The sequence below is a fragment of the Burkholderia sp. KBS0801 genome (genome assembly GCF_005937855.2).
Classification (GTDB): Bacteria; Pseudomonadota; Gammaproteobacteria; order Burkholderiales; family Burkholderiaceae; genus Burkholderia; species Burkholderia ambifaria.
Genome location: NZ_CP042177.1, coordinates 892,923 through 910,978, shown reverse-complemented (window position 1 = coordinate 910,978; position 18,056 = coordinate 892,923). Strand labels below are relative to the sequence as shown.

At 67.2% G+C, this 18,056-nt stretch carries 21 protein-coding genes, 1 tRNA gene and 1 pseudogene; 15 read left to right on the top strand and 8 right to left on the bottom strand.

The window, feature by feature from the left end; all coding sequences use genetic code 11:
* Positions 1–38: 38 nt before the first annotated feature.
* The 3 genes from ribH to FFI87_RS04430 all read left to right on the top strand — a co-directional run bounded on the left by ribH (position 39) and on the right by FFI87_RS04430 (position 2,255).
* Positions 39–554, top strand: a complete 516-nt coding sequence (gene ribH, locus FFI87_RS04440) for a 6,7-dimethyl-8-ribityllumazine synthase (RefSeq protein ID WP_006754953.1) — start codon at positions 39–41, stop codon at positions 552–554.
* Positions 551–988, top strand: a complete 438-nt coding sequence (nusB, locus tag FFI87_RS04435; protein WP_006754954.1) for a transcription antitermination factor NusB — start codon at positions 551–553, stop codon at positions 986–988. Before ribH ends, nusB begins: the two co-directional genes overlap by 4 nt.
* Positions 989–1,058: 70 nt before the next feature.
* On the top strand, positions 1,059–2,255 hold the full coding sequence (locus tag FFI87_RS04430; RefSeq protein WP_138848136.1) for a pyridoxal phosphate-dependent aminotransferase: 1,197 nt from the start codon (positions 1,059–1,061) through the stop codon (positions 2,253–2,255).
* A gap of 111 nt (positions 2,256–2,366) precedes the next feature.
* On the opposite strand, the gene FFI87_RS04425 is transcribed toward FFI87_RS04430, so the two are convergent.
* On the bottom strand, positions 2,367–3,485 hold the full coding sequence (locus tag FFI87_RS04425) for a transglycosylase SLT domain-containing protein (protein ID WP_011656185.1): 1,119 nt from the start codon (positions 3,483–3,485) through the stop codon (positions 2,367–2,369).
* Between the two features lie 596 nt (positions 3,486–4,081).
* On the opposite strand from FFI87_RS04425, the gene FFI87_RS04420 reads away from it, so the two are divergent.
* Positions 4,082–5,638 carry a UbiD family decarboxylase gene (locus FFI87_RS04420; RefSeq protein WP_138848137.1) on the top strand — a complete coding sequence of 519 codons (1,557 nt, stop codon included), beginning with the start codon at positions 4,082–4,084 and terminating at the stop codon, positions 5,636–5,638.
* Between the two features lie 34 nt (positions 5,639–5,672).
* The gene (locus FFI87_RS04415; protein ID WP_041489907.1) at positions 5,673–6,344 is read left to right on the top strand and encodes a LysE family translocator; all 672 of its coding nucleotides are present in this window, start codon (positions 5,673–5,675) and stop codon (positions 6,342–6,344) included.
* A gap of 114 nt (positions 6,345–6,458) precedes the next feature.
* On the opposite strand, the gene FFI87_RS04410 is transcribed toward FFI87_RS04415, so the two are convergent.
* On the bottom strand, positions 6,459–6,752 hold the full coding sequence (locus tag FFI87_RS04410; protein WP_041489767.1) for a hypothetical protein: 294 nt from the start codon (positions 6,750–6,752) through the stop codon (positions 6,459–6,461).
* A 510-nt stretch (positions 6,753–7,262) separates the two neighbouring features.
* Here FFI87_RS04410 and FFI87_RS04400 point away from each other — a divergent pair.
* Both FFI87_RS04400 and FFI87_RS04395 read left to right on the top strand, forming a co-directional pair.
* Positions 7,263–8,192: a Rossmann-like and DUF2520 domain-containing protein gene (locus FFI87_RS04400; RefSeq protein ID WP_138848139.1), complete on the top strand. Its 930-nt coding sequence runs from the start codon at positions 7,263–7,265 to the stop codon at positions 8,190–8,192.
* Between the two features lie 76 nt (positions 8,193–8,268).
* Positions 8,269–8,832 carry a YggT family protein gene (locus FFI87_RS04395; RefSeq protein WP_011656180.1) on the top strand — a complete coding sequence of 188 codons (564 nt, stop codon included), beginning with the start codon at positions 8,269–8,271 and terminating at the stop codon, positions 8,830–8,832.
* Positions 8,833–8,842: 10 nt separating this feature from the next.
* Here the strand turns inward: FFI87_RS04395 and FFI87_RS04390 are convergent, their stop codons facing one another.
* Both FFI87_RS04390 and crcB read right to left on the bottom strand, forming a co-directional pair.
* Positions 8,843–9,193 carry a DUF190 domain-containing protein gene (locus tag FFI87_RS04390; RefSeq protein WP_011656179.1) on the bottom strand — a complete coding sequence of 117 codons (351 nt, stop codon included), beginning with the start codon at positions 9,191–9,193 and terminating at the stop codon, positions 8,843–8,845.
* Between the two features lie 24 nt (positions 9,194–9,217).
* Positions 9,218–9,604, bottom strand: coding sequence for a fluoride efflux transporter CrcB (crcB, locus tag FFI87_RS04385; RefSeq protein ID WP_012363265.1), 387 nt, complete (start codon positions 9,602–9,604; stop codon positions 9,218–9,220).
* Positions 9,605–10,001: 397 nt separating this feature from the next.
* On the opposite strand from crcB, the gene FFI87_RS04380 reads away from it, so the two are divergent.
* Complete coding sequence (locus FFI87_RS04380; protein WP_138848140.1) at positions 10,002–11,213, top strand: S53 family peptidase; 1,212 nt, start codon at positions 10,002–10,004, stop codon at positions 11,211–11,213.
* Positions 11,214–11,247: 34 nt separating this feature from the next.
* Here the strand turns inward: FFI87_RS04380 and FFI87_RS04375 are convergent, their stop codons facing one another.
* Complete coding sequence (locus FFI87_RS04375; protein ID WP_138848141.1) at positions 11,248–12,141, bottom strand: SIR2 family NAD-dependent protein deacylase; 894 nt, start codon at positions 12,139–12,141, stop codon at positions 11,248–11,250.
* A gap of 70 nt (positions 12,142–12,211) precedes the next feature.
* Here FFI87_RS04375 and FFI87_RS04370 point away from each other — a divergent pair.
* Positions 12,212–12,478, top strand: a pseudogene (locus FFI87_RS04370) (DeoR family transcriptional regulator); the annotation flags it as partial.
* Between the two features lie 4 nt (positions 12,479–12,482).
* On the opposite strand, the gene FFI87_RS04365 reads toward FFI87_RS04370, so the two are convergent.
* A complete protein-coding gene (locus tag FFI87_RS04365; protein WP_138848142.1) occupies positions 12,483–13,643 on the bottom strand; it encodes an enolase C-terminal domain-like protein in 1,161 nt (386 codons plus the stop codon).
* Between the two features lie 482 nt (positions 13,644–14,125).
* Here FFI87_RS04365 and FFI87_RS04360 point away from each other — a divergent pair, with 482 nt between their 5' ends.
* From FFI87_RS04360 to FFI87_RS04345, 4 genes are all read left to right on the top strand, one after another.
* Complete coding sequence (locus FFI87_RS04360; protein WP_011656171.1) at positions 14,126–14,410, top strand: hypothetical protein; 285 nt, start codon at positions 14,126–14,128, stop codon at positions 14,408–14,410.
* A 290-nt stretch (positions 14,411–14,700) separates the two neighbouring features.
* Positions 14,701–14,913 (top strand): 30S ribosomal protein S21, encoded by a 213-nt coding sequence (gene rpsU / locus FFI87_RS04355; RefSeq protein ID WP_138848143.1) that lies wholly within the window; start codon positions 14,701–14,703, stop codon positions 14,911–14,913.
* 9 nt (positions 14,914–14,922) lie between these two features.
* Entirely contained in the window at positions 14,923–15,129 is a 207-nt protein-coding gene (locus FFI87_RS04350; protein WP_006752092.1) for a hypothetical protein, read from the top strand.
* Between the two features lie 73 nt (positions 15,130–15,202).
* The gene (locus FFI87_RS04345) at positions 15,203–15,367 is read left to right on the top strand and encodes a helix-turn-helix domain-containing protein (RefSeq protein ID WP_315852885.1); all 165 of its coding nucleotides are present in this window, start codon (positions 15,203–15,205) and stop codon (positions 15,365–15,367) included.
* A gap of 127 nt (positions 15,368–15,494) precedes the next feature.
* Here the strand turns inward: FFI87_RS04345 and FFI87_RS04340 are convergent, their stop codons facing one another.
* Positions 15,495–15,839, bottom strand: a complete 345-nt coding sequence (locus tag FFI87_RS04340) for a cupin domain-containing protein (RefSeq protein ID WP_006752094.1) — start codon at positions 15,837–15,839, stop codon at positions 15,495–15,497.
* 291 nt (positions 15,840–16,130) lie between these two features.
* Between FFI87_RS04340 and FFI87_RS04335 the strand changes: the two genes are divergently transcribed.
* Both FFI87_RS04335 and trmB read left to right on the top strand, forming a co-directional pair.
* A tRNA-Gly gene (locus tag FFI87_RS04335) sits at positions 16,131–16,205 on the top strand.
* A 133-nt stretch (positions 16,206–16,338) separates the two neighbouring features.
* The gene (gene trmB / locus FFI87_RS04330; RefSeq protein ID WP_138848144.1) at positions 16,339–17,106 is read left to right on the top strand and encodes a tRNA (guanosine(46)-N7)-methyltransferase TrmB; all 768 of its coding nucleotides are present in this window, start codon (positions 16,339–16,341) and stop codon (positions 17,104–17,106) included.
* 115 nt (positions 17,107–17,221) lie between these two features.
* On the opposite strand, the gene FFI87_RS04325 is transcribed toward trmB, so the two are convergent.
* Positions 17,222–18,052 carry an undecaprenyl-diphosphate phosphatase gene (locus FFI87_RS04325; RefSeq protein WP_006752096.1) on the bottom strand — a complete coding sequence of 277 codons (831 nt, stop codon included), beginning with the start codon at positions 18,050–18,052 and terminating at the stop codon, positions 17,222–17,224.
* Positions 18,053–18,056: the final 4 nt, after the last annotated feature.

The following is an 18,056-nucleotide window of genomic DNA, read 5'->3' as shown; positions in this document are numbered from 1 at the left end:
TTCGCCCTATAACCGTTCATCCACACCACGGACAGATCATGGAAATCGGACAATACCAACCGAATCTCGAAGGCGACGGCCTGCGTATCGGCATCGTGCAATCCCGCTTCAACGAACCCGTCTGCAACGGCCTGGCCGATGCATGCGTCGAAGAACTCGAGCGCCTCGGCGTCTCCGGTGAAGACGTGCTGCTCGTGTCGGTGCCCGGCGCGCTGGAAATCCCGCTCGCGCTGCAAAAGCTCGCGGAAAGCGGCCAGTTCGACGCACTGATCGCGCTCGGCGCGGTGATCCGCGGCGAGACGTACCACTTCGAACTCGTGTCGAACGAAAGCGGCGCGGGCATCACCCGCATCGGCCTCGACTTCAACCTGCCGATCGCGAACGCGGTCCTGACGACCGAAAACGACGAGCAGGCCGTCGCGCGCATGACCGAAAAAGGTCGTGACGCCGCACGCGTCGCGGTCGAGATGGCGAACCTGACGATGGCGCTCGACCAGCTCGGCGACGACGAGGACGAAGAAGAAGACGAAGAAGACGAAGAGGAGCGCGCATGAAGAAGAGCGCCCGCCGACAATCGCGCGAGCTGGCGACGCAGGGCCTGTATCAGTGGCTGCTGTCGAACGCGGCCCCCGGCGAGATCGACGCGCAACTGCGCGGCGCGCTCGGTTACGACAAGGCCGACAAGGAGCTGCTCGACGCCATCCTGCACGGCGTGATTCGCGAGCATGCGACGCTCATCGAAGCCCTTACGCCGTCGCTCGACCGCCCGGTCGACCAGTTGTCGCCGGTCGAGCGCGCCGTGCTGCTGATCGCGACGTTCGAGCTCACGCATCATGTCGAAACGCCGTACCGCGTGATCATCAACGAAGCGGTCGAACTCGCGAAGACGTTCGGCGGCTCGGACGGCTACAAGTACGTCAACGGCGTGCTCGACAAGCTCGCCGCGAAGCTGCGCCCCGCCGAAACGCAGGCGCGCCGCAACGGCTGATTCCGTTTGTACACGGGCGCGCAAGCGCCCGTTTTTCATTCTTCCTCCCCTTGCTCGCCCCGCCCGACCGATGAATACCACCGCCGATTCGCTCGTCACGCTCGCCGCACGCGTCGACGCGATCCAGCCCTTCTACGTGATGGAACTGATGAAGGAGGCACAGCGGCTCGAGTCCTCCGGGCGCGATGTTATCCACATGGGCATCGGCGAACCGGATTTCACCGCGCCGGAGCCCGTCGTCGAGGCGGCCGCGGCCGCATTGCGCCGCGGCGTCACGCAGTACACGAGCGCGCTCGGCATCGCGCCGCTGCGCGAAGCGATCGCCGCGCACTATGCACGCGCGTACGGCCTCACGGTCAGCCCCGAGCGGATCGTCGTGACGGCCGGCGCGTCGGCCGCGCTGCTGCTCGCCTGCCTCGCGCTCGTCGGCCGCGACGACGAGGTGTTGATGCCCGACCCGTCGTACCCATGCAACCGTCACTTCGTCGCGGCGGCCGAAGGCCGCCCGGTGCTCGTGCCGAGCGGCCCGGAAGCCCGCTTCCAGCTCACCGCGGACGACGTCCGCACGCGCTGGGGCAGCCGCACGCGCGGCGTGCTGCTCGCGTCGCCGTCGAACCCGACCGGCACGTCGCTCGAGCCGGACGAGCTGAAGCGCATCGTCGAGGCCGTGCGCGCCCGCGGCGGCTTCACGATCGTCGACGAGATCTACCAGGGACTCAGCTACGACGCGGCGCCCGTGTCGGCGCTGTCGTTCGGCGACGATGTCGTCACCGTGAATAGCTTCTCGAAGTACTTCAGCATGACCGGCTGGCGACTCGGCTGGCTGGTCGTGCCACCGTCGCTCGTCGGCACCTTCGAGAAGCTGTCGCAGAACCTGTTCATCTGCCCGTCCGCGCTTGCGCAACACGCGGCGCTCGCGTGCTTCGAACCGGCCGCGCTCGACATCTACGAAGCGCGCCGCGTCGAATTCAAGCGTCGCCGCGACTTCATCGCGCCAGCGCTCGAACGGCTCGGCTTCACGGTACCCGTGATGCCGGACGGTGCGTTCTACGTGTATGCGCACTGTGGCGGCGTCGCCCATCCGGCGGCCGGCGACAGCGCGGCGCTCACGCAGGCGATGCTGCACGACGCGGGCGTCGTGCTGGTGCCGGGCATGGACTTCGGTGTCCATGCGCCGCGCGACTATATCCGGCTGTCCTATGCGACCGCGTACACACGCCTCGAAGAAGCCGTCGAGCGGCTGGCGACGCTGTTCGGCCAACACTGACGTCCGACCGGCCGTCCCGGCCGGCGCGCGGCGCCGTTGCGGCCGCGCAAAAAGAAAAAGGCACCCGGATCGGGTGCCTTTTTGCTTGGGTCCGGCTGGAGCCGCGCGGCGTTACGCGCCGAGTTCCGGGTGGTCGCCGTGCGACTGCTTCGCGGTGTCGACGCTGGCGGCGTCCTGCTGCGGCGCGCCCTTCGGCACGGCGGCAGCCTTCGCGGCGATCGGCTGCGCGGCGTCGAGCGTCGCGTGCACGCGCTTCGCGCCGCCAGCGGCTGCCGTCGCGGACGCGGTCACGATCGGCTTCGACGGCTGGGCCGGCGCATTGAGCGGCACGCTGCGGCCATGCGCGACGTCGCGCAGGCGGGCGCGCTCGGCCATGACCTTCGAGCCGTAGGCGGTGTCGTCCGGGTTCGTCGAGCCGTTGTACATGCGCAGACCGTTCGCGAGCGAGCCGCCGCGGGCGATGCAGTCCTTCAGCACCAGCGCGCCCACTTGCAGGTTGGCGAGCGGTTGCAGCGCGGTGTCGGTACCGCCGAAATATTCGAACTTGTCGGAATGGACCTTCGACATGACCTGCATCAGGCCTTGCGCGCCGACGCCGCTTTCCGCGTACGGGTTGAAGCCCGATTCGATCGCCATCACGGACAGCAGCAGCAGCGGATCGAGGCCGACGTCGCGACCGGTCTGGAACGCAGCCTTGACGAGTTGGCCGAGCGGCTCCTGCGCGACCCGGTAACGGCGCGACAGGTAGGTGGCGACGAGCGCCTGCTCACGGTTCGACGCGAGCGCACGATCGTCGCGCGCATCGGCCGGAACCCGCTGGGTCGGGATCAGTTTCGCGAGCGCGACGGGCGACGGGCCGTTGCGGGCCGGATCGGACGCATCGTTCTGCGCGGCGGTTTCCGGTGCGACGTCGAGACCGACGGCGAGCGCATCCGGTTCGGGGGTGTCTTCCTGCTGCGGCTGCGCGCCGGCAGGCGCGAAGTTCGGCAGCGGGTGACCGGTCAGCAGACGGGCCGGACCGGCCTGCACGGCCGCGGACACGACCGGCATCAGCTTCGCGGCGATGTTCCCGCGCACGGTCGGCAGCAGCCATAGGGCCAGTGCGATCGCGACGGCGAAACAGCCGACAACGCTGAATAAATGGTGACTGACACGCGTCCCGCGACGCAGCATGTCGCGCACGATCTGCGCATGCTGCTCATTGGGACGCCACGATAACCAAGCGTTCATTCAGATCATCTCCCATGAACATGACTCGTGCGGCTCGCTCAGCTCGATGGCGAGACAGAATACGTGCCGCGGAATCACGATGCCGCGCGCCTTGGTTGGGACGTGCAAGCATCGGGGAAACGGTATAAGTACCGTTCGAGGCCACGGTGTAAGAGGGCCGGCACCTTCGCACATTGGGCGAGGCGGGCATACGCGGTGGCACCCACGCAAAAAACCAGCGTGTGGTAGCGCTGGCTGGGACTACTACAAAAGCCGTCGAATACGCCGTGCAGGTATCGGCGGACGGTGACGCGCTGCGTCAAAGATCGGTGATTGGCGGCTCGAAGCCTTTTACCCTGCAGCCAATGTGAGCGGATTCTAGCAGGGTTTTATAGATCGTCAACACTATGAAATCTCAAAATCATAACAAAAAGTAATTTTAAATCACCCTTCAGATCGCGAGCCCCCTGCCGTAGGGGCTCCGCGCGCGATCGACTTTTTTCACCGCCGGGCGTGCGCGCGGCCGCCCGGGTAAAATCGGCGATCGATTCGGGGCCGCAGCCGGCCGCTGCGCCCGCCCACCGCTGCCCGCTTTGCGGGCGGCCCGGACCTTCTTCATGAAATACAAAGACTTACGCGATTTCATCCAGCGCCTCGAGGCGCTCGGCGAACTGCGGCGCGTCACGCAACCCGTGTCGCCCGTGCTCGAAATGACCGAGCTGTGCGACCGCGTGCTGCGCGCCGGCGGCCCGGCGCTGCTGTTCAACGCCGCGCCCGGCAATGCGTTCCCGGTGCTCGGCAACCTGTTCGGCACGCCGCGCCGCGTCGCGCTCGGGATGGGCGTCGATGCGGGCGACGACGCCGCGCTCGGCTCGCTGCGCGACCTCGGGCGGCTGCTGTCCGCGCTGAAGGAGCCGGATCCGCCGAAGAGCCTGAAGGACGCCGGCAAGCTGCTGTCGCTCGCGAAGGCCGTGTGGGACATGGCGCCGAAATCGGTGTCGTCGCCGCCGTGCCAGGAGATCGTCTGGGAAGGCGCCGACGTCGATCTGCACAAGCTGCCGATCCAGACCTGCTGGCCCGGCGACGCGGGGCCGCTCGTCACGTGGGGCCTCACCGTCACGCGCGGGCCGAACAAGCCGCGCCAGAACCTCGGCATCTACCGTCAGCAGCTGATCGGCCGCAACAAGCTGATCATGCGCTGGCTCGCGCATCGCGGCGGCGCGCTGGACTTCCGCGAATTCGCGCTGCAGAACCCGGGCAAGCCGTATCCGGTCGCGGTCGTGCTGGGCGCGGACCCGGCCACGACGCTCGGCGCGGTAACACCCGTGCCCGATTCGCTGTCCGAGTACCAGTTCGCCGGCCTGCTGCGCGGCAGCCGCACCGAACTCGCGAAGTGCCTGACGCCCGGCGTCGACACGCTGCAGGTGCCCGCCCGCGCGGAGATCGTCCTCGAAGGCTTCATTCACCCGCAGGAAGGCACGCCCGCCCCTGCGCCGGCCGGCGCGCCGCCGCGTCCGGCCGGCAACGCGTCCGCCGCGTACGAGCACGCGCTCGAAGGCCCGTACGGCGACCACACCGGCTACTACAACGAGCAGGAGTGGTTTCCGGTGTTCACCGTCGAGCGCATCACGATGCGCCGCGACGCGATCTATCACTCGACCTACACCGGCAAGCCGCCCGACGAGCCGGCCGTGCTCGGCGTCGCGCTCAACGAGGTATTCGTGCCGCTGCTGCAGAAGCAGTTCACCGAGATCACCGACTTCTACCTTCCGCCGGAAGGCTGCAGCTACCGGATGGCCATCGTCCAGATGAAGAAGAGCTACGCGGGCCATGCGAAGCGCGTGATGTTCGGCGTGTGGAGCTTCCTGCGGCAGTTCATGTATACGAAGTTCATCGTGGTCGTCGACGAGGACGTGAACATCCGCGACTGGAACGAGGTGATCTGGGCGATCACGACGCGCGTCGACCCCGTGCGCGACACCGTGATGGTCGACAGCACGCCGATCGACTATCTCGATTTCGCGTCGCCCGTCGCGGGCCTCGGCTCGAAGATGGGGCTCGACGCGACCAACAAGTGGCCCGGCGAGACGAACCGCGAATGGGGCCGCCCGATCGAGATGGGCGCGGCGGTGAAGGCGCGCGTCGATCGCCTCTGGCAAGAGATCGGACTCTAAGTCCGCGCATTGAACGTATCCGGCAAGAACGACGATGAGCTTCGCCCCCGCCTCGATGATGTCCGACGGATTCTTCCTGTCGTTGTCGCTGTGTCTCGACATCGGCCTCGTCAACGTCGCGATGCTGTCGCTGACGCTGTCGCACGGCTTCCGGCCGGGCTTCTGGCTCGGCGTCGGCTCGTGCGTCGGCGATCTCGTCTACGCGGCGCTCGCGCTCGCGGGCATGGCCGTGCTGCTGCAGTTCGAGGTCGTGCGCTGGATCGTCTGGATCGGCGGCGGCGCGGTGCTGCTGTTCCTCACGTGGAAGATGGCGCGTGAAGCGCTCGCGCCGGCCGGCGGCGCCGACGCGGGCGATGCCGACGATACGCCGCCGCCGCGGGCCAGCGCGCGACGCAGCTTCGTGCGCGGGATGCTGCTCGCGATGTCGTCGCCGAGCGCGATCCTGTGGTTCGCGGCGGTCGGCGGCGCGCTGATCGCGAAAGCCGGCGCGACCACGCCGGCGACGGCATCGGTGTTCCTGTCCGGCTTTTTCCTCGGCGGCCTCGCATGGACTCTTTTCATGTGCACGCTCGCGAGCCAGGGCCGCAAGCGCGCGGGCGCGGGGCTGATGCGTGCGTGCCATGTCGCGTCGGCACTGCTGTTCGCGTATTTCTCGTACAGCGTGATCGTCGGCGGCTATCGCGACCTGATCGTCCACGCGGTGTGACCGCACGCGCCGGCCGCCCTTGGCCGCGCGTCAAATGAAAAACGGCGCAACGCCCCGCGAGGGACGTTGCGCCGTTTTGCCGCGAGCGTTCAGGCCGCCGCGCGGACTATTGCATCAACGACGCCAGTAACCGTGGTGACCCCAGCCACCATAACCGTGCCGCCAGTACGGACGACCGTAGTAGCCACCGACGACCACGGGGGGCGGTGCATAGTATGCAGGCGCCGGCGCGTAATACACCGGCGGGGGCGGCGGCGCGTAATACACAGGCGGCGGCGCTGCGTACACGGGATATGCCGGTGCGACCGGGACGCCAATGCCGACCCCGATCGACACGTGGGCCTGTGCGGCGCCTGCGGCACCCAGGCCCAACGCGGCGGCGGCGATGAACGGAATGAGCTTTTTCACTTCGATTCTCCTGCTGGAGCGGTAATTTGTGCGCCCCTGACGGCAACGGCGGGCATGCACGTCGCATGCAAGCAATGTAGCGAAAACCCGCCTCTCGTGTATTGCGCATTTGTTGCAAATTGCAATTCAACGCGGGCGCGGCCGGCGCGCGGCCGGGCTGTGCGAATCCGCTACTCCCCATGCCGGTCGCGCGATTCCGTCCGACCAGTGAAACCGCGACGCGCCGGCCGGTCAGTCTTACCGGCTGCGGTAAGCGCGGCCGGCGCGCTTCCGTAATGAACGATTACAAATTCGAGACAAGACGCCGACAATTCAAGGGGGACGCGGCCCACAGGCGATTCGGGGCCGGATGCAACGGTCGTCATCGAGCAGCGAAAGCGCGGCATCCGGTGATGGATTGCTCGCCTGGAACATCGCCGCCCAGATCGTCCCGTCGGGCGCCGCCATCCGCGCCCGCCCTGTCATTCCTGCGATACTGGCGGCTGCTCCGTTTCCGCTTCGTGGCCCGTCATGTCCCTCCCCGACACTCCCCACCTCGGCTTCATCGGCGCCGGTCGCCTTGCGCGCTGCGTCGCCCGGCGTTTCGCGGCGGCCGGCTTTCCGGTCGTCGCGATCGCGAGCCGCACGGCGGAATCGGCTGCGGCACTCGCCGCGCGCATCGACGGCTGCCGTGCGGTCGACACGCCGCAGCAGGTGGTCGACGCCGCCGACCTGATCTTCCTGACCGTGCCCGACGACCATCTCGCGTCGACCGCCGCGGCGCTGCGGTTCGACGCGGCGCGCGCGGCGGGCCAGGCGCTCGTCCACTGCAGCGGCGCATCGGCGGTCGAGTTGCTCGATCCGGCAAGACGGCAAGGCGCGGCGACCGGCGGCTTCCATCCGCTCTACCTGTTCGGCGGCACGGACGCCGATCTCGCCCGCATCGACGGCTGCTCGGTCACGCTCGAAGCCGACGGCGCGCTGCACGCGACGCTGCTGCGGCTTGCTGCCGCACTCGGCTGCCATCCGCTGTCGATTCCGGCCGGCGGCCGGATGCTCTATCACGCGGCCGCGCATTACGCGGCGAGCTTCGCGCTGTGCGGGCTGTCGGAAGCGGTCGAGCTATGGCGCAGCCTCGGCTTCGACGAGGCAGCCGCGCTGCGCGCGCTGCTGCCGATGCTCGCCGGCACGATCGAGACCGCACGCGACAAGGGCCTCGCGAACGCCCTCGCGGGCCCGGTGTCGCGCGGCGACACCGGCATCGTCGAGCGCCAGCTCGCGCTGCTCGAGGCGCGCGGCGGCGATCACGCGACGCTGTATGCGCTGCTGACCCGCCGTGCGGTCGCGCTCGCGGCGAAGCGCGCCGCGCCGCCGGCCGCGCTGCCGGCGCTCGCGCAGGCCGTCGAAACGTCGCTCGCGCGCACGACCGGGCACCCCTCCCCGCCGCACGACGAGGCGTGATAAGGTGTCGGCCGATGCGCCGCCATCCGGCGTTGGCGGCCGCACGCTACTGGACTGTAAAAAAAGGATGCCAACGATGTTCGGCGAGATCGCCCGTTTTCTGCTCAATACCCTCTTCACGCTGTTCGGCGCCGCGCTGATCCTGCGCGTCTGGATGCAGGCCGTCCGCGTGCCGCCGTACAACCCCGTCACGCAGGCCGTGCTGCAGGCGACCAACTGGCTCGTGCTGCCGCTGCGCCACGTGATCGCGGGCGTGCGCGGCATCGACTGGGCGAGCGTCGTCGCGGCGCTGCTCACCGCGCTCGTCTACGTGGTGCTGATGGTCGTGATGGCCGGCTTCGATCCGGCCTCGGTGATCCCGACGCTCGTCGCGGTGGCGCTGCTCACCGTCGTGAAATGGGCGCTCAACCTCGTGATCTGGATGACGATCCTGATGGCGCTGCTGTCGTGGCTCAATCCGCGCTCGCCGGCCATGCCGATTCTCTACCAGCTCACCGCGCCGTTCCTGAACCCGCTGCGCCGCGTGATCCCGAACCTCGGCGGCATCGACCTGTCGCCGATCCTGCTGTTCGTGATCGTGCAGGTGCTGCTGATGGTCGTCACGCGCGCCGCCGTGTCGCTGACGATGTTCGGCATCTGACGGAGCGACGCTACGCTGCCGGCCCCTGCGCCGGCGGCGCCGAGAGCGTGTCGATCACGCCGAAGCGCGCTGGAATCATCGCGTAGCACACGCGCACCTTCTCGCGCGACAGCCGCTCGAGCAACTGCTGCGCCTCGTCCTCGGTGGCGATGAATTCGACCTCGATCGCAAGCGACCCCTGCAGCTCGAAAAAGCGGTCCTCGTGCAGCACCCGATGCCGGCCGAAGCCGGCCATCGCACGGAATGCGGAACCGCCCGCGATGCCCATCCGGTTGCCTTCCTCCAGCAACCACTCCCATAGCGGCTTCCAGTGCAGCCGGTGCTGCTCATGCACATAGAAGCGCAAGAAGACCCTGTCCATCGCACCCTCCCGGTACCGGCGCGCTCAGGCCGCCGCGAACCACGCGCGCGCGGTCCACATGCCGAGCGCCGTCAGCGTGAACGATCCAGTCAAGTGTAGGGCAGCCACCGCGATCGCCCATCCGAATTCGCCCTGCACCGCGTGCGTCATCACTTCGACCGAATAGGTCGAGAACGTGGTGAGACCGCCGAGGAAGCCCGTGATCACGAACAGCCGCCACTCGGGCGGCAGCCCGACGCGCGCGGTAAATACGACGGCGGCCACGCCGATCACGTAGCCGCCGATCAAATTCGCTGCGAGCGTGCCGAGCGGCACGGCGGGAAAGAATTCGTTGAGCGCAAGGGCCAGGAACCAGCGCAGCACTGCGCCGAACCCGGCGCCGACGAAGATCGCGACGATCGAATAGAACAAGGGAACTCCTCGCTGACGAGGCCGCATGGCGAACGCGGCCCACGCCGAACTGTATGCGGAATCGCGCCGCGACGGCAATGCCGCAGACCGGAGTCGGGCCGCACCGTATCCGCGCATTTCATGATTTCCCCGCCGCTGCCGCAATCGATATTTTCCGGCGCATTACGCAGACCATTACAAATCAATCAAACGCCGATCGATTATTTATTCGCCTTTGAAAATCGAAATGCGAATTGATCCCGCCACGCGCCCGCGCTCGAAACCCACGTATTACGGGCGATCCGCGTACTTTCCCTCATCAGACATTCCCGCATCCGGACGATATTCGATGCAATCGGCTTCACCGATTTCGTAAAATCATTTCGCCCCCCACTCCATCGACATGGAGATTCGAAAAATGAACAATATCCGCGTGTCCTCCATGTTGATTCCGGCGCTGTGCGCGTCGCTGCTCGCGTCGACGGTTGCGCTCGCCGAAGGTAACGGCATCCCGTCCTACGTCGAAGGCAACCGTGCGCCGAAAGGATACGCGCGGCCGCCGTTCCATACCAAGCCGCGCGCCAGTACCGCCGCGGTAGCCGGGCTCACGCCCTCGCTCGCACGGCATGCCTACGGATTCGACGCGCTCGCGAACCAGGGCGACGGGATGGTCGTCGCGATCGTCGACGCGTACGACGACCCGAAGATCGAGGCCGATCTCGGCGTGTTCAGCAACACGTTCTCGCTGCCGCCCTGCACCACGGCGAACGGCTGCTTCACGAAGGTGTACGCGCGCGGCCCACGGCCCAGGACGGACGCGGGCTGGTCGCTCGAGATATCGCTCGACGTCGAATGGGTGCATGCGATCGCGCCGAAGGCGCGGATCCTGCTGGTCGAGGCCGCGTCCGCGAGCTTCAACGACCTGCTGGCCGCGGTCGACGTCGCGGTCAAGCGCGGCGCGTCGGTCGTGTCGATGAGCTTCGGCGGCAACGAGTTCAACACCGAGACGGGCTTCGACAGCCACTTCAACGTGCCGGGCGTCACGTTCGTCGCGTCGTCGGGCGACAGCGGCACCGGCACCGAGTACCCGGCGTCATCGCCGTACGTGGTCGCGGTGGGCGGCACGACGTTGTCCACCGACACATCCGGCAACTACATCGGCGAAGCCGCATGGAGCGGCAGCGGTGGCGGCGTGAGCACGATCGAGGCCGAGCCGGCCGGGCAGACCGGCTGGCCGGTTCCGGTGGCCGGCAAGCGCGGTGTGCCCGACGTCAGCTACGACGCAAATCCGTCCAGCGGGTTCGCCGTGTACGACTCGGTCACCTATCAGGGGCAGGCAGGCTGGTTCCAGGTCGGCGGCACGAGCGCCGGCGCGCCGCAGTGGTCGGCGCTCGTCGCGATCGCGAATTCGCTGCGCGCGGCCGCCGGCAAACACGCGCTGAGCGGCACCTACGACACGCTCTATACGGTCGGGAAAAGCGCTTACGGCAGCGACTATCACGACGTGACGACCGGATCCAATGGCAATTGCGGCAGCGTCTGCAACGCGGCCGGCGGCTACGACTATGTGACGGGCCTCGGCTCGCCGATCGCGCCGGCGCTCGTCCAGGCGCTCGTCGGACAGCCGTAACCGTGCGGCAACCGGCCGGTTCGTCGCGCGGCGCTCAGCCGCCGCGCCATGCGCGGTCGAGCGCGATCAGCGTCGCGAGCGCGCCGCCCTGCAGCCCGATCACGTCCGCGCGGCGCGCATGGGCTTCGCGTGCGTTGATGCGGATCACGTCGGCGCCGAGGCGTTCGCTCAGCAGCCGCACGGTCGGAATCGCGGTGCCCGCGCCGATCTCGACGACGATCACCCGTCCTGCCCGTGCGATCCAGTCCTGCAGCGCCCGCTCCTGCGCGTCGTAGCGTTCGCCGAGCCAGCCATCGTCGCCGAACATCAGGATATTCGGCCGTGCCAAGCCGCCGCAACGCGGGCAGCGCGGCAGCTCGCCGATCAATCGGCACGCGGCTGCGTCGACGTCGGGCGTGAACGGCGCGGCGTCCCACGTGTCGTCCGAGCACGGTCGCAGGCACTGCATCGAATGAATCGAACCGTGGATCTCGGCGATGCGCGCCGGATCGAAACCCGCCTTCTGGAACTGGCCGTCGACATTGCTCGTCAGCACGAAGCCGCCGTTCGGCATCGCGTCCATCCAGCGCCGCAGGATCGCGAAGCCCGCGTGCGGCACCGTCTCGCGATAGAGCGCGAGACGATGCCCATAGAATCCCCACGCAAGCTGCGGATGCGCGCGGAACGCGTTCGGCGACGCGATTTCGTGGAACTCGAAACGTTCGTGGCGCAGCGCCGGATACGCGCGCCAGAAACCGTCCGTGCCGCGAAAATCGGGCAGCCCCGAGTCGACACCGATGCCGGCGCCGGCCGTCACCAGCAGCGCATCGGCGCGCGCGAGCGCGTCGACGGCGGACGCGACCAGATGCGCCGGCAGTTGCGCGCCAGCGGCGCTGGAATCGGCGGGGCCGGACGAATCGGGTAAATCGGCTGAATCGGAAAACGGCATGATGGAGCGGTGGTGGCGTCGAACGGTGCCGGACCGGCATCGCGCGATCTTACGCCCGTTGGAGCACCGTGCGGACCTGTACTTCATGGGCGTGACCGGCGTCCATCCGGTCGCGGCGCTAAGCACCGGCGATTTCGAGGAAGCGGCGATCAAGCGCGCACTCGCCGTACGTGCGGCCGAGACGGTCGTCCTTGCTTCGCAATCCAAATTGCATGCGGCGTCGCAGTTCGTGATCGGCGAGCTTGCACTCGCGCAAACCATCGTGGTCGAGCAGGAAACCGACGCGGCGCTGATCGAACCGATCGAGGCGGCCGGCGTGACGGTCGTGCGAGCGTAGCCGCTCAGCGGCCCGCTACCGAGCGAAACGCGCGATATGCATCGGCATGAAGCTCGAAGCCGATGCCCGGCGCCTGCGGCACGGCCGCGCAGCCGGCGTCGAGCGATTCGCCGTCCGGCAACCCGCTGAACGGGTGGAACGCGAACGGATTGACTTCCGCGCCACCGAGCCCGAGCGCCGCCACGACGTGCAGCGAGAACAGATGACCGCCGTGCGGCCAGAACGCATCGCGCCGCCAGCCGCTCGACACGAAATGATCGACGATCTGCAGGTAGCCCGGCAGGCCGTAGCAATGCACCGGATCGAACACGAGGAAGTCGCGGTCCGCTCGCAGGCCGCCGTAGCGTTCGAGCAGCTTCGCTTCCGCGAGCGAGAACAGCGCCTCCCCGGCCGCGACCGGCGGCGTGTATTGCGCAGTCAGGTCAGCATGCAGCGGCAGGTCGAGCGGATCGCAGAGATCCTCGAACCACCAGAGCCCGAACGGTGCCAGCATCGCGGCGGCGGCGCGGCCGCTCGCCGCGTCGTACGTGTTCATCGCGTCGACCGCGAGATGCGAGCTGTCGGCAAGACAGGCAGCGGCGGCTTCGACGCGTCTTTTGTCGTTGTCGAGATCCGGACCGCCGATCTTGATCTTCGCATGCGTGTAGCCGAGATCGGCGACGCGACGCATCTCGTCCGACAGGCGCGCGAGATCGTCGTGCGGATAACGGTAGCCGCCGCCGGCGTACACGCGCACTCGACGCGCCGCGTGGCGCGCGAGCCGGTCGGCAAGCAAGCGATGGAGCGGCAGGCCGGCGATCTTCGCGGCGGCATCCCAGATCGCCATGTCGAGCACGCCGACCGCAACGCAGCGTTCGCCGTGGCCGCCCGGCTTCTCGCCGGCCATCATCGCGCGCCATGCGCGAAACGGATCGAGGTTCGTTGCGGCGTCGTCGGCGATGGTGTCCGCGGCGGCCAGCAGCCGCGGCCCGAACCGTTCGCGTATCAACCCGCCCTGTGCATAGCGGCCGACCGACGCGTAGCCGTAACCCGTCACCGGGCGGCCGTCGCGCACGACATCCGTGACGATCGCGACGACGCTCGTCGTGAGGCCACCCGACGGAATCGCCGGGTCGGCATAACGGGAAACCGGGATCGCTTGCTCGCGAATGTCGATGATGCGCATGGTCGGGTTCCGGAGGAAACGTTCTGCGTTCGCGGGCCATGCACGCGATGCGGCCGGCGCGCTGGCGGATCGCTGCATCATAGGTGCTTGCGCGGAGTCTTGCAGGCTCGCGATCATCACGACGACGCGGCATCATGCGGCTCCATCGGCATCGCCCGAATCGCGCCGCACGGCGTCGGAATACCGATGAATGCTCCGTCATGCTCGATGCGCGTTGCGCGTTGCGTGCGTCGAATCCGCGCATCGCATTGCGCCGGCAGTGAATGAGATGGACAACCAACACGAAGCGCGTATGATGAATTTGTCCGAGCACGGGTGGTCGAGTTGCTGGCCGCTCGCCCCGCCATCTTCCTCCTTGCTGCGTCGTGCGTTCATCAGCACGCGTCGCTGCCTTTTTCACCTACCCGTCGCGCCGCGCAGCGGTGATACCGGTCGGAAGTGTTCGTCCACGCGATTTGTCGCGACCGAACCAGGAGTTCATCATGAGCATGCATCTCTATCGTGGCTTCGAAATCTATCCGCTGATTTATCCGCACGTGCCTTCCCAGAACGGCAACCCGCACAACTACGACGGCGGCTTCGACGCGGCCGTGAAGATTTGCCAGCGCGGCACTGCCGACACGGTGACCCGCAGCGAAACGTTCCGGCTGCTCGGCAACGCGCCGTTCGAATCGGCGGGCGAAGCGCGCCGGGCGTCCCTTCGCTACGCGGAGGAAATCATCGACGGCAATCGCGGCGAGCAGCCGCTCTTCGCCAACTCCCACTGACGTATCTCGCGGCGGTAGCGCGGTCGCATATCACTTCGGATCACGAATCGATAATCGGCGCGGGCGATCATTCGATTGCCCTGCACGAGATCGCCGAATCCGACGCAGCTCCGCCCAACGGCCTCATCAGTTCGGCGTTGCGTCATCACCCGGCGTCGCAGATGCTGTCTGCCGCGCGCACACCGTCGATCCGCGTCGGCTATTTCGAATGCGATCCGACGAGATAGCGAGTGCCGTCACAACTTCGCTCGACCAGCGTTCCTTCACGCATTGTTTGAAAACGGGATTGCATGACGACGATCGTCCTCAAGCCCAACGAACCGGTCGATGTCGCGCTCCGGCGCTTTCGGCGAGACATCGAGAAGACAGGTCTGATCCGCGAGTTGCGCAGTCGCACCGGTTACGAAAAGCGGACGACCGAGGGCAAGCGCGAGAAGGCCAGCGTCGTCGCAAGACAGCGCCTGCGCGCAAAGCGCATGTTGCCGCCTCGCAAGTTGCACTAGGAGAACGCCATGTACCAGCCGCCCGTCGAAGCCCCTCCGTTCTTTCCGTTGACGAAATGCGAAGTCGATTTCGATCGACAGAACGATGCGATCACGCTTTTGCCGAGCTTCTACGCGTTTGGCTGCGAGTACACGAGTCGCGGCCTGCTGATCGGCCGCGATGATGCGTTCAAATTGATTGCCGCGATCGAAAAGGCGCTGAGCGTCGAGAAGTAAGCTTCAGCCGGGAGTGGTCGAATTGCATCGCGTAGCGCGGGCCGGCTGCTGCTTCCGGGCAATCCGGATTCGCATGGCCGCATGGATGCTGATGCAGCCGCGAAAGAACATTTCCGAAATCGCGGCGGGCTGCGGATTTACCGACGCGTCGCGTCTCGGGCACAAGTTTCGGCGCGCGTACGGGATGTGGCCGCGCGCGTATCGGAGCACCAGGCGCCCCGCGCGCTCGGCCGGATAGCGGGACCGGCCGAGCGTGCGACCACGCTCGGCGAGCTGTTCCCGAACCGGAACGAGTTTCCTGAACCGGAATCCGCGAGACCGCCATTCCTGCCGAAATCCCGGAGGAATGACGCGTCATGCGGGCGTCAGGCGAACACGAAATACTTGCGCACCGTCTCCACCACTTCCCAGGTCCCTTTCATGCCGGGCTCGATGACGAACACGTCGCCCGCTTTCAGGTGCACCGCTTCCTCGCCTTCCGGCGTGATGATGCAGTAGCCGTCGAGGAAGTGGCAGTACTCCCACTTCTCGTAGTTCACCTCGAACTTGCCCGGCGTGCAGATCCAGGTGCCCATGATCTTGCTGCCGTCCTTGGACAGGTAGGCATTGAGATTCACGGTGTGCGGATCGCCGCCGATGCGCTTCCACTTGGTGGCGTCAAGGACCGGGGTCGGGCAGGTTTCGCGCAAAACGGTGATGAAATCGGACATGTCAGCTCCAGACTTACGATCGGATGAGAGGTCTGTCACGTTAGTTCGAAAGCCGCACCGGGGCTTGTATGGTTCCGACACCGACTCGTCTAATTTCGACACCGGCTTGCGTGGTGGGGCGCTGCGGGGGTGCCATTTCGCGTTGCATCGATGGACTGCTTCCGGCGGATCGTTATTCACCTTTCCCCCTGGTGTCATCGCCTCCACGCCAAGCCATGCCGGCATTGATGCCGGCGGCCAAAACGCCCCGCTTGCAACATTTCGGTCAACCCCTGTACAATCACCCGTTCTGCGGGCGTCGTATAATGGCCATTACCTCAGCTTCCCAAGCTGATGACGTGGGTTCGATTCCCATCGCCCGCTCCACTTTCGGCTGCACGGCAGCCAGCGCAAGAGCCGCCTCGTCGAAGGCGGCTTTTTTGTACCATGTGCCCGTTCATCCGGCGCACCGCTGCGCGTAACGGGCCCGCGCCCCGAACCGAGCCTTTCTCTGTCACCGATGATGCACGACGATCCGAACGAAGCCGGCCTGCCGCCGGACGACGCCGCCCTCCCCGACGAAGCCGCCGACGGCGCCGACGAAGTCAATCCGCTGCACCACCGCCGCATCCGCAGCTTCGTGACGCGCGCCGGTCGCGTGTCGACCGGACAGCGCCGCGCACTCGACGAGCTCGGCCCGCGCTTCGTCGTCCCGTACACGCCTGAAATTCCCGACTGGGACGCCGTGTTCGGCCGCAGCGCACCGCGCATCCTGGAAATCGGCTTCGGGATGGGTGCGTCGACCGCGGAAATCGCCGCGCACCGCCCGGGCGACGACTTCCTCGGCGTCGAGGTGCACGAGCCGGGCGTCGGCGCGCTGCTGAAGCTGATCGGCGAGCAGGACCTGCCGAACATCCGCATCATCCAGCACGACGCGGTCGAAGTGCTCGAGCACATGCTCGCGCCGGAAAGCCTCGACGGCGTGCACATCTTCTTCCCGGATCCGTGGCACAAGGCGCGCCACCACAAGCGCCGGCTGATCCAGCCGCCGCTGGTCGCGCACCTCGCATCGCGCCTGAAGCCCGGCGCGTACCTGCATTGCGCGACCGACTGGCAGAACTACGCGGAACAGATGCTGGAAGTGCTCGGCGCCGAACCGTCGCTCGAAAACACGGCCGCCGACTACGCGCCGCGTCCCGACTACCGCCCCGTCACGAAGTTCGAACGGCGCGGGTTGCGGCTCGGCCACGGCGTGTGGGACCTGGTGTTCCGCAAGCGCGCCGCCTGAATCCCCGCTGCGGCGGCGCACCGCACGCTGCGCGCCGCGCAATGAAGAACGGCCCGACCGGCATCTGCCGATCGGGCCGTTCTTCATTGGAAGCGCCCGCACCTGCGCACCGGCATCACGCCCAGTTCAGCCACCCGCTGTAACCCACGAGCAGCACGAACAGGCCGAACGCGATCCGGTACCACGCGAACACGGTGAAGTCGTGCGTCGCGACGAAGCGCAGCAGCCAGCGCACGCACACGAACGCGCTGACGAACGCGGCAACGAGCCCGAGCGCGAACAGGCCGAGCGAGTCGACGGTGAACGCCTGCCAGTCCTTGACCGTTTCATAGAGCGTCGCGCCGAAGATGATCGGAATCGCGAGGAAGAACGAGAATTCGGTCGCGACGCGCCGGTCGAGGCCGAACAGCATCCCGCCGATGATCGTCGAGCCCGAGCGCGACATGCCCGGCACCAGCGCGAAACATTGCGCGATGCCGACCTTCAACGCGTCGAGCGGCGTGAGCGCATCGATCGACTGCACGCGCGGCGGCTCGCTGCGTTCGCGCTGCCGCGCCTCGGCCCACAGGATGATCGCGCCGCCGACCACGAGCGCGAATGCGACCGGCACCGGCGAGAACAGCACGGCCTTGATCTTCTTCTCGAACAGCAGGCCGAGCGCGATCGCGGGAATCGTCGCGATCACGACGTTGAGTGTGAAGCGCTGCGCGTCGGGCCGGCTCGGCAGACCGGTCACGATGGACACGATCCGTTGCCGGTATTCCCAGCAAACCGCGAGGATCGCGCCGAACTGGATCACGACGTCGAAGGTTTTCGCGTGCGCATCGTTGAAATTCAGGAAGCTGCCCGCGACGATCAGGTGGCCGGTGCTCGACACCGGGAGGAATTCCGTCAGCCCCTCGACGACGCCGAGGATCAATGCCTTGCAGATCAGGATCCAGTCCATCCGT

Excerpts from the sequence above, each read along its gene's own strand:
- FFI87_RS04395 (WP_011656180.1), top strand. The coding sequence starts at position 8,269 with ATGTTCGGCGAGATCGCCCGTTTTCTGCTCAATACCCTCTTCACGCTG.
- FFI87_RS04415 (WP_041489907.1), top strand. The coding sequence starts at position 5,673 with ATGAGCTTCGCCCCCGCCTCGATGATGTCCGACGGATTCTTCCTGTCG.
- FFI87_RS04430 (WP_138848136.1), top strand. The coding sequence starts at position 1,059 with ATGAATACCACCGCCGATTCGCTCGTCACGCTCGCCGCACGCGTCGAC.
- FFI87_RS04390 (WP_011656179.1), bottom strand. The coding sequence starts at position 9,193 with ATGGACAGGGTCTTCTTGCGCTTCTATGTGCATGAGCAGCACCGGCTG.
- rpsU (WP_138848143.1), top strand. The coding sequence starts at position 14,701 with ATGACGACGATCGTCCTCAAGCCCAACGAACCGGTCGATGTCGCGCTC.
- FFI87_RS04325 (WP_006752096.1), bottom strand. The coding sequence starts at position 18,052 with ATGGACTGGATCCTGATCTGCAAGGCATTGATCCTCGGCGTCGTCGAG.
- FFI87_RS04425 (WP_011656185.1), bottom strand. The coding sequence starts at position 3,485 with ATGAACGCTTGGTTATCGTGGCGTCCCAATGAGCAGCATGCGCAGATC.
- FFI87_RS04360 (WP_011656171.1), top strand. The coding sequence starts at position 14,126 with ATGAGCATGCATCTCTATCGTGGCTTCGAAATCTATCCGCTGATTTAT.
- FFI87_RS04340 (WP_006752094.1), bottom strand. The coding sequence starts at position 15,839 with ATGTCCGATTTCATCACCGTTTTGCGCGAAACCTGCCCGACCCCGGTC.
- FFI87_RS04380 (WP_138848140.1), top strand. The coding sequence starts at position 10,002 with ATGAACAATATCCGCGTGTCCTCCATGTTGATTCCGGCGCTGTGCGCG.
- FFI87_RS04345 (WP_315852885.1), top strand. The coding sequence starts at position 15,203 with ATGGCCGCATGGATGCTGATGCAGCCGCGAAAGAACATTTCCGAAATC.
- trmB (WP_138848144.1), top strand. The coding sequence starts at position 16,339 with ATGATGCACGACGATCCGAACGAAGCCGGCCTGCCGCCGGACGACGCC.
- FFI87_RS04350 (WP_006752092.1), top strand. The coding sequence starts at position 14,923 with ATGTACCAGCCGCCCGTCGAAGCCCCTCCGTTCTTTCCGTTGACGAAA.
- FFI87_RS04420 (WP_138848137.1), top strand. The coding sequence starts at position 4,082 with ATGAAATACAAAGACTTACGCGATTTCATCCAGCGCCTCGAGGCGCTC.
- FFI87_RS04400 (WP_138848139.1), top strand. The coding sequence starts at position 7,263 with ATGTCCCTCCCCGACACTCCCCACCTCGGCTTCATCGGCGCCGGTCGC.
- FFI87_RS04365 (WP_138848142.1), bottom strand. The coding sequence starts at position 13,643 with ATGCGCATCATCGACATTCGCGAGCAAGCGATCCCGGTTTCCCGTTAT.
- nusB (WP_006754954.1), top strand. The coding sequence starts at position 551 with ATGAAGAAGAGCGCCCGCCGACAATCGCGCGAGCTGGCGACGCAGGGC.
- ribH (WP_006754953.1), top strand. The coding sequence starts at position 39 with ATGGAAATCGGACAATACCAACCGAATCTCGAAGGCGACGGCCTGCGT.
- FFI87_RS04375 (WP_138848141.1), bottom strand. The coding sequence starts at position 12,141 with ATGCCGTTTTCCGATTCAGCCGATTTACCCGATTCGTCCGGCCCCGCC.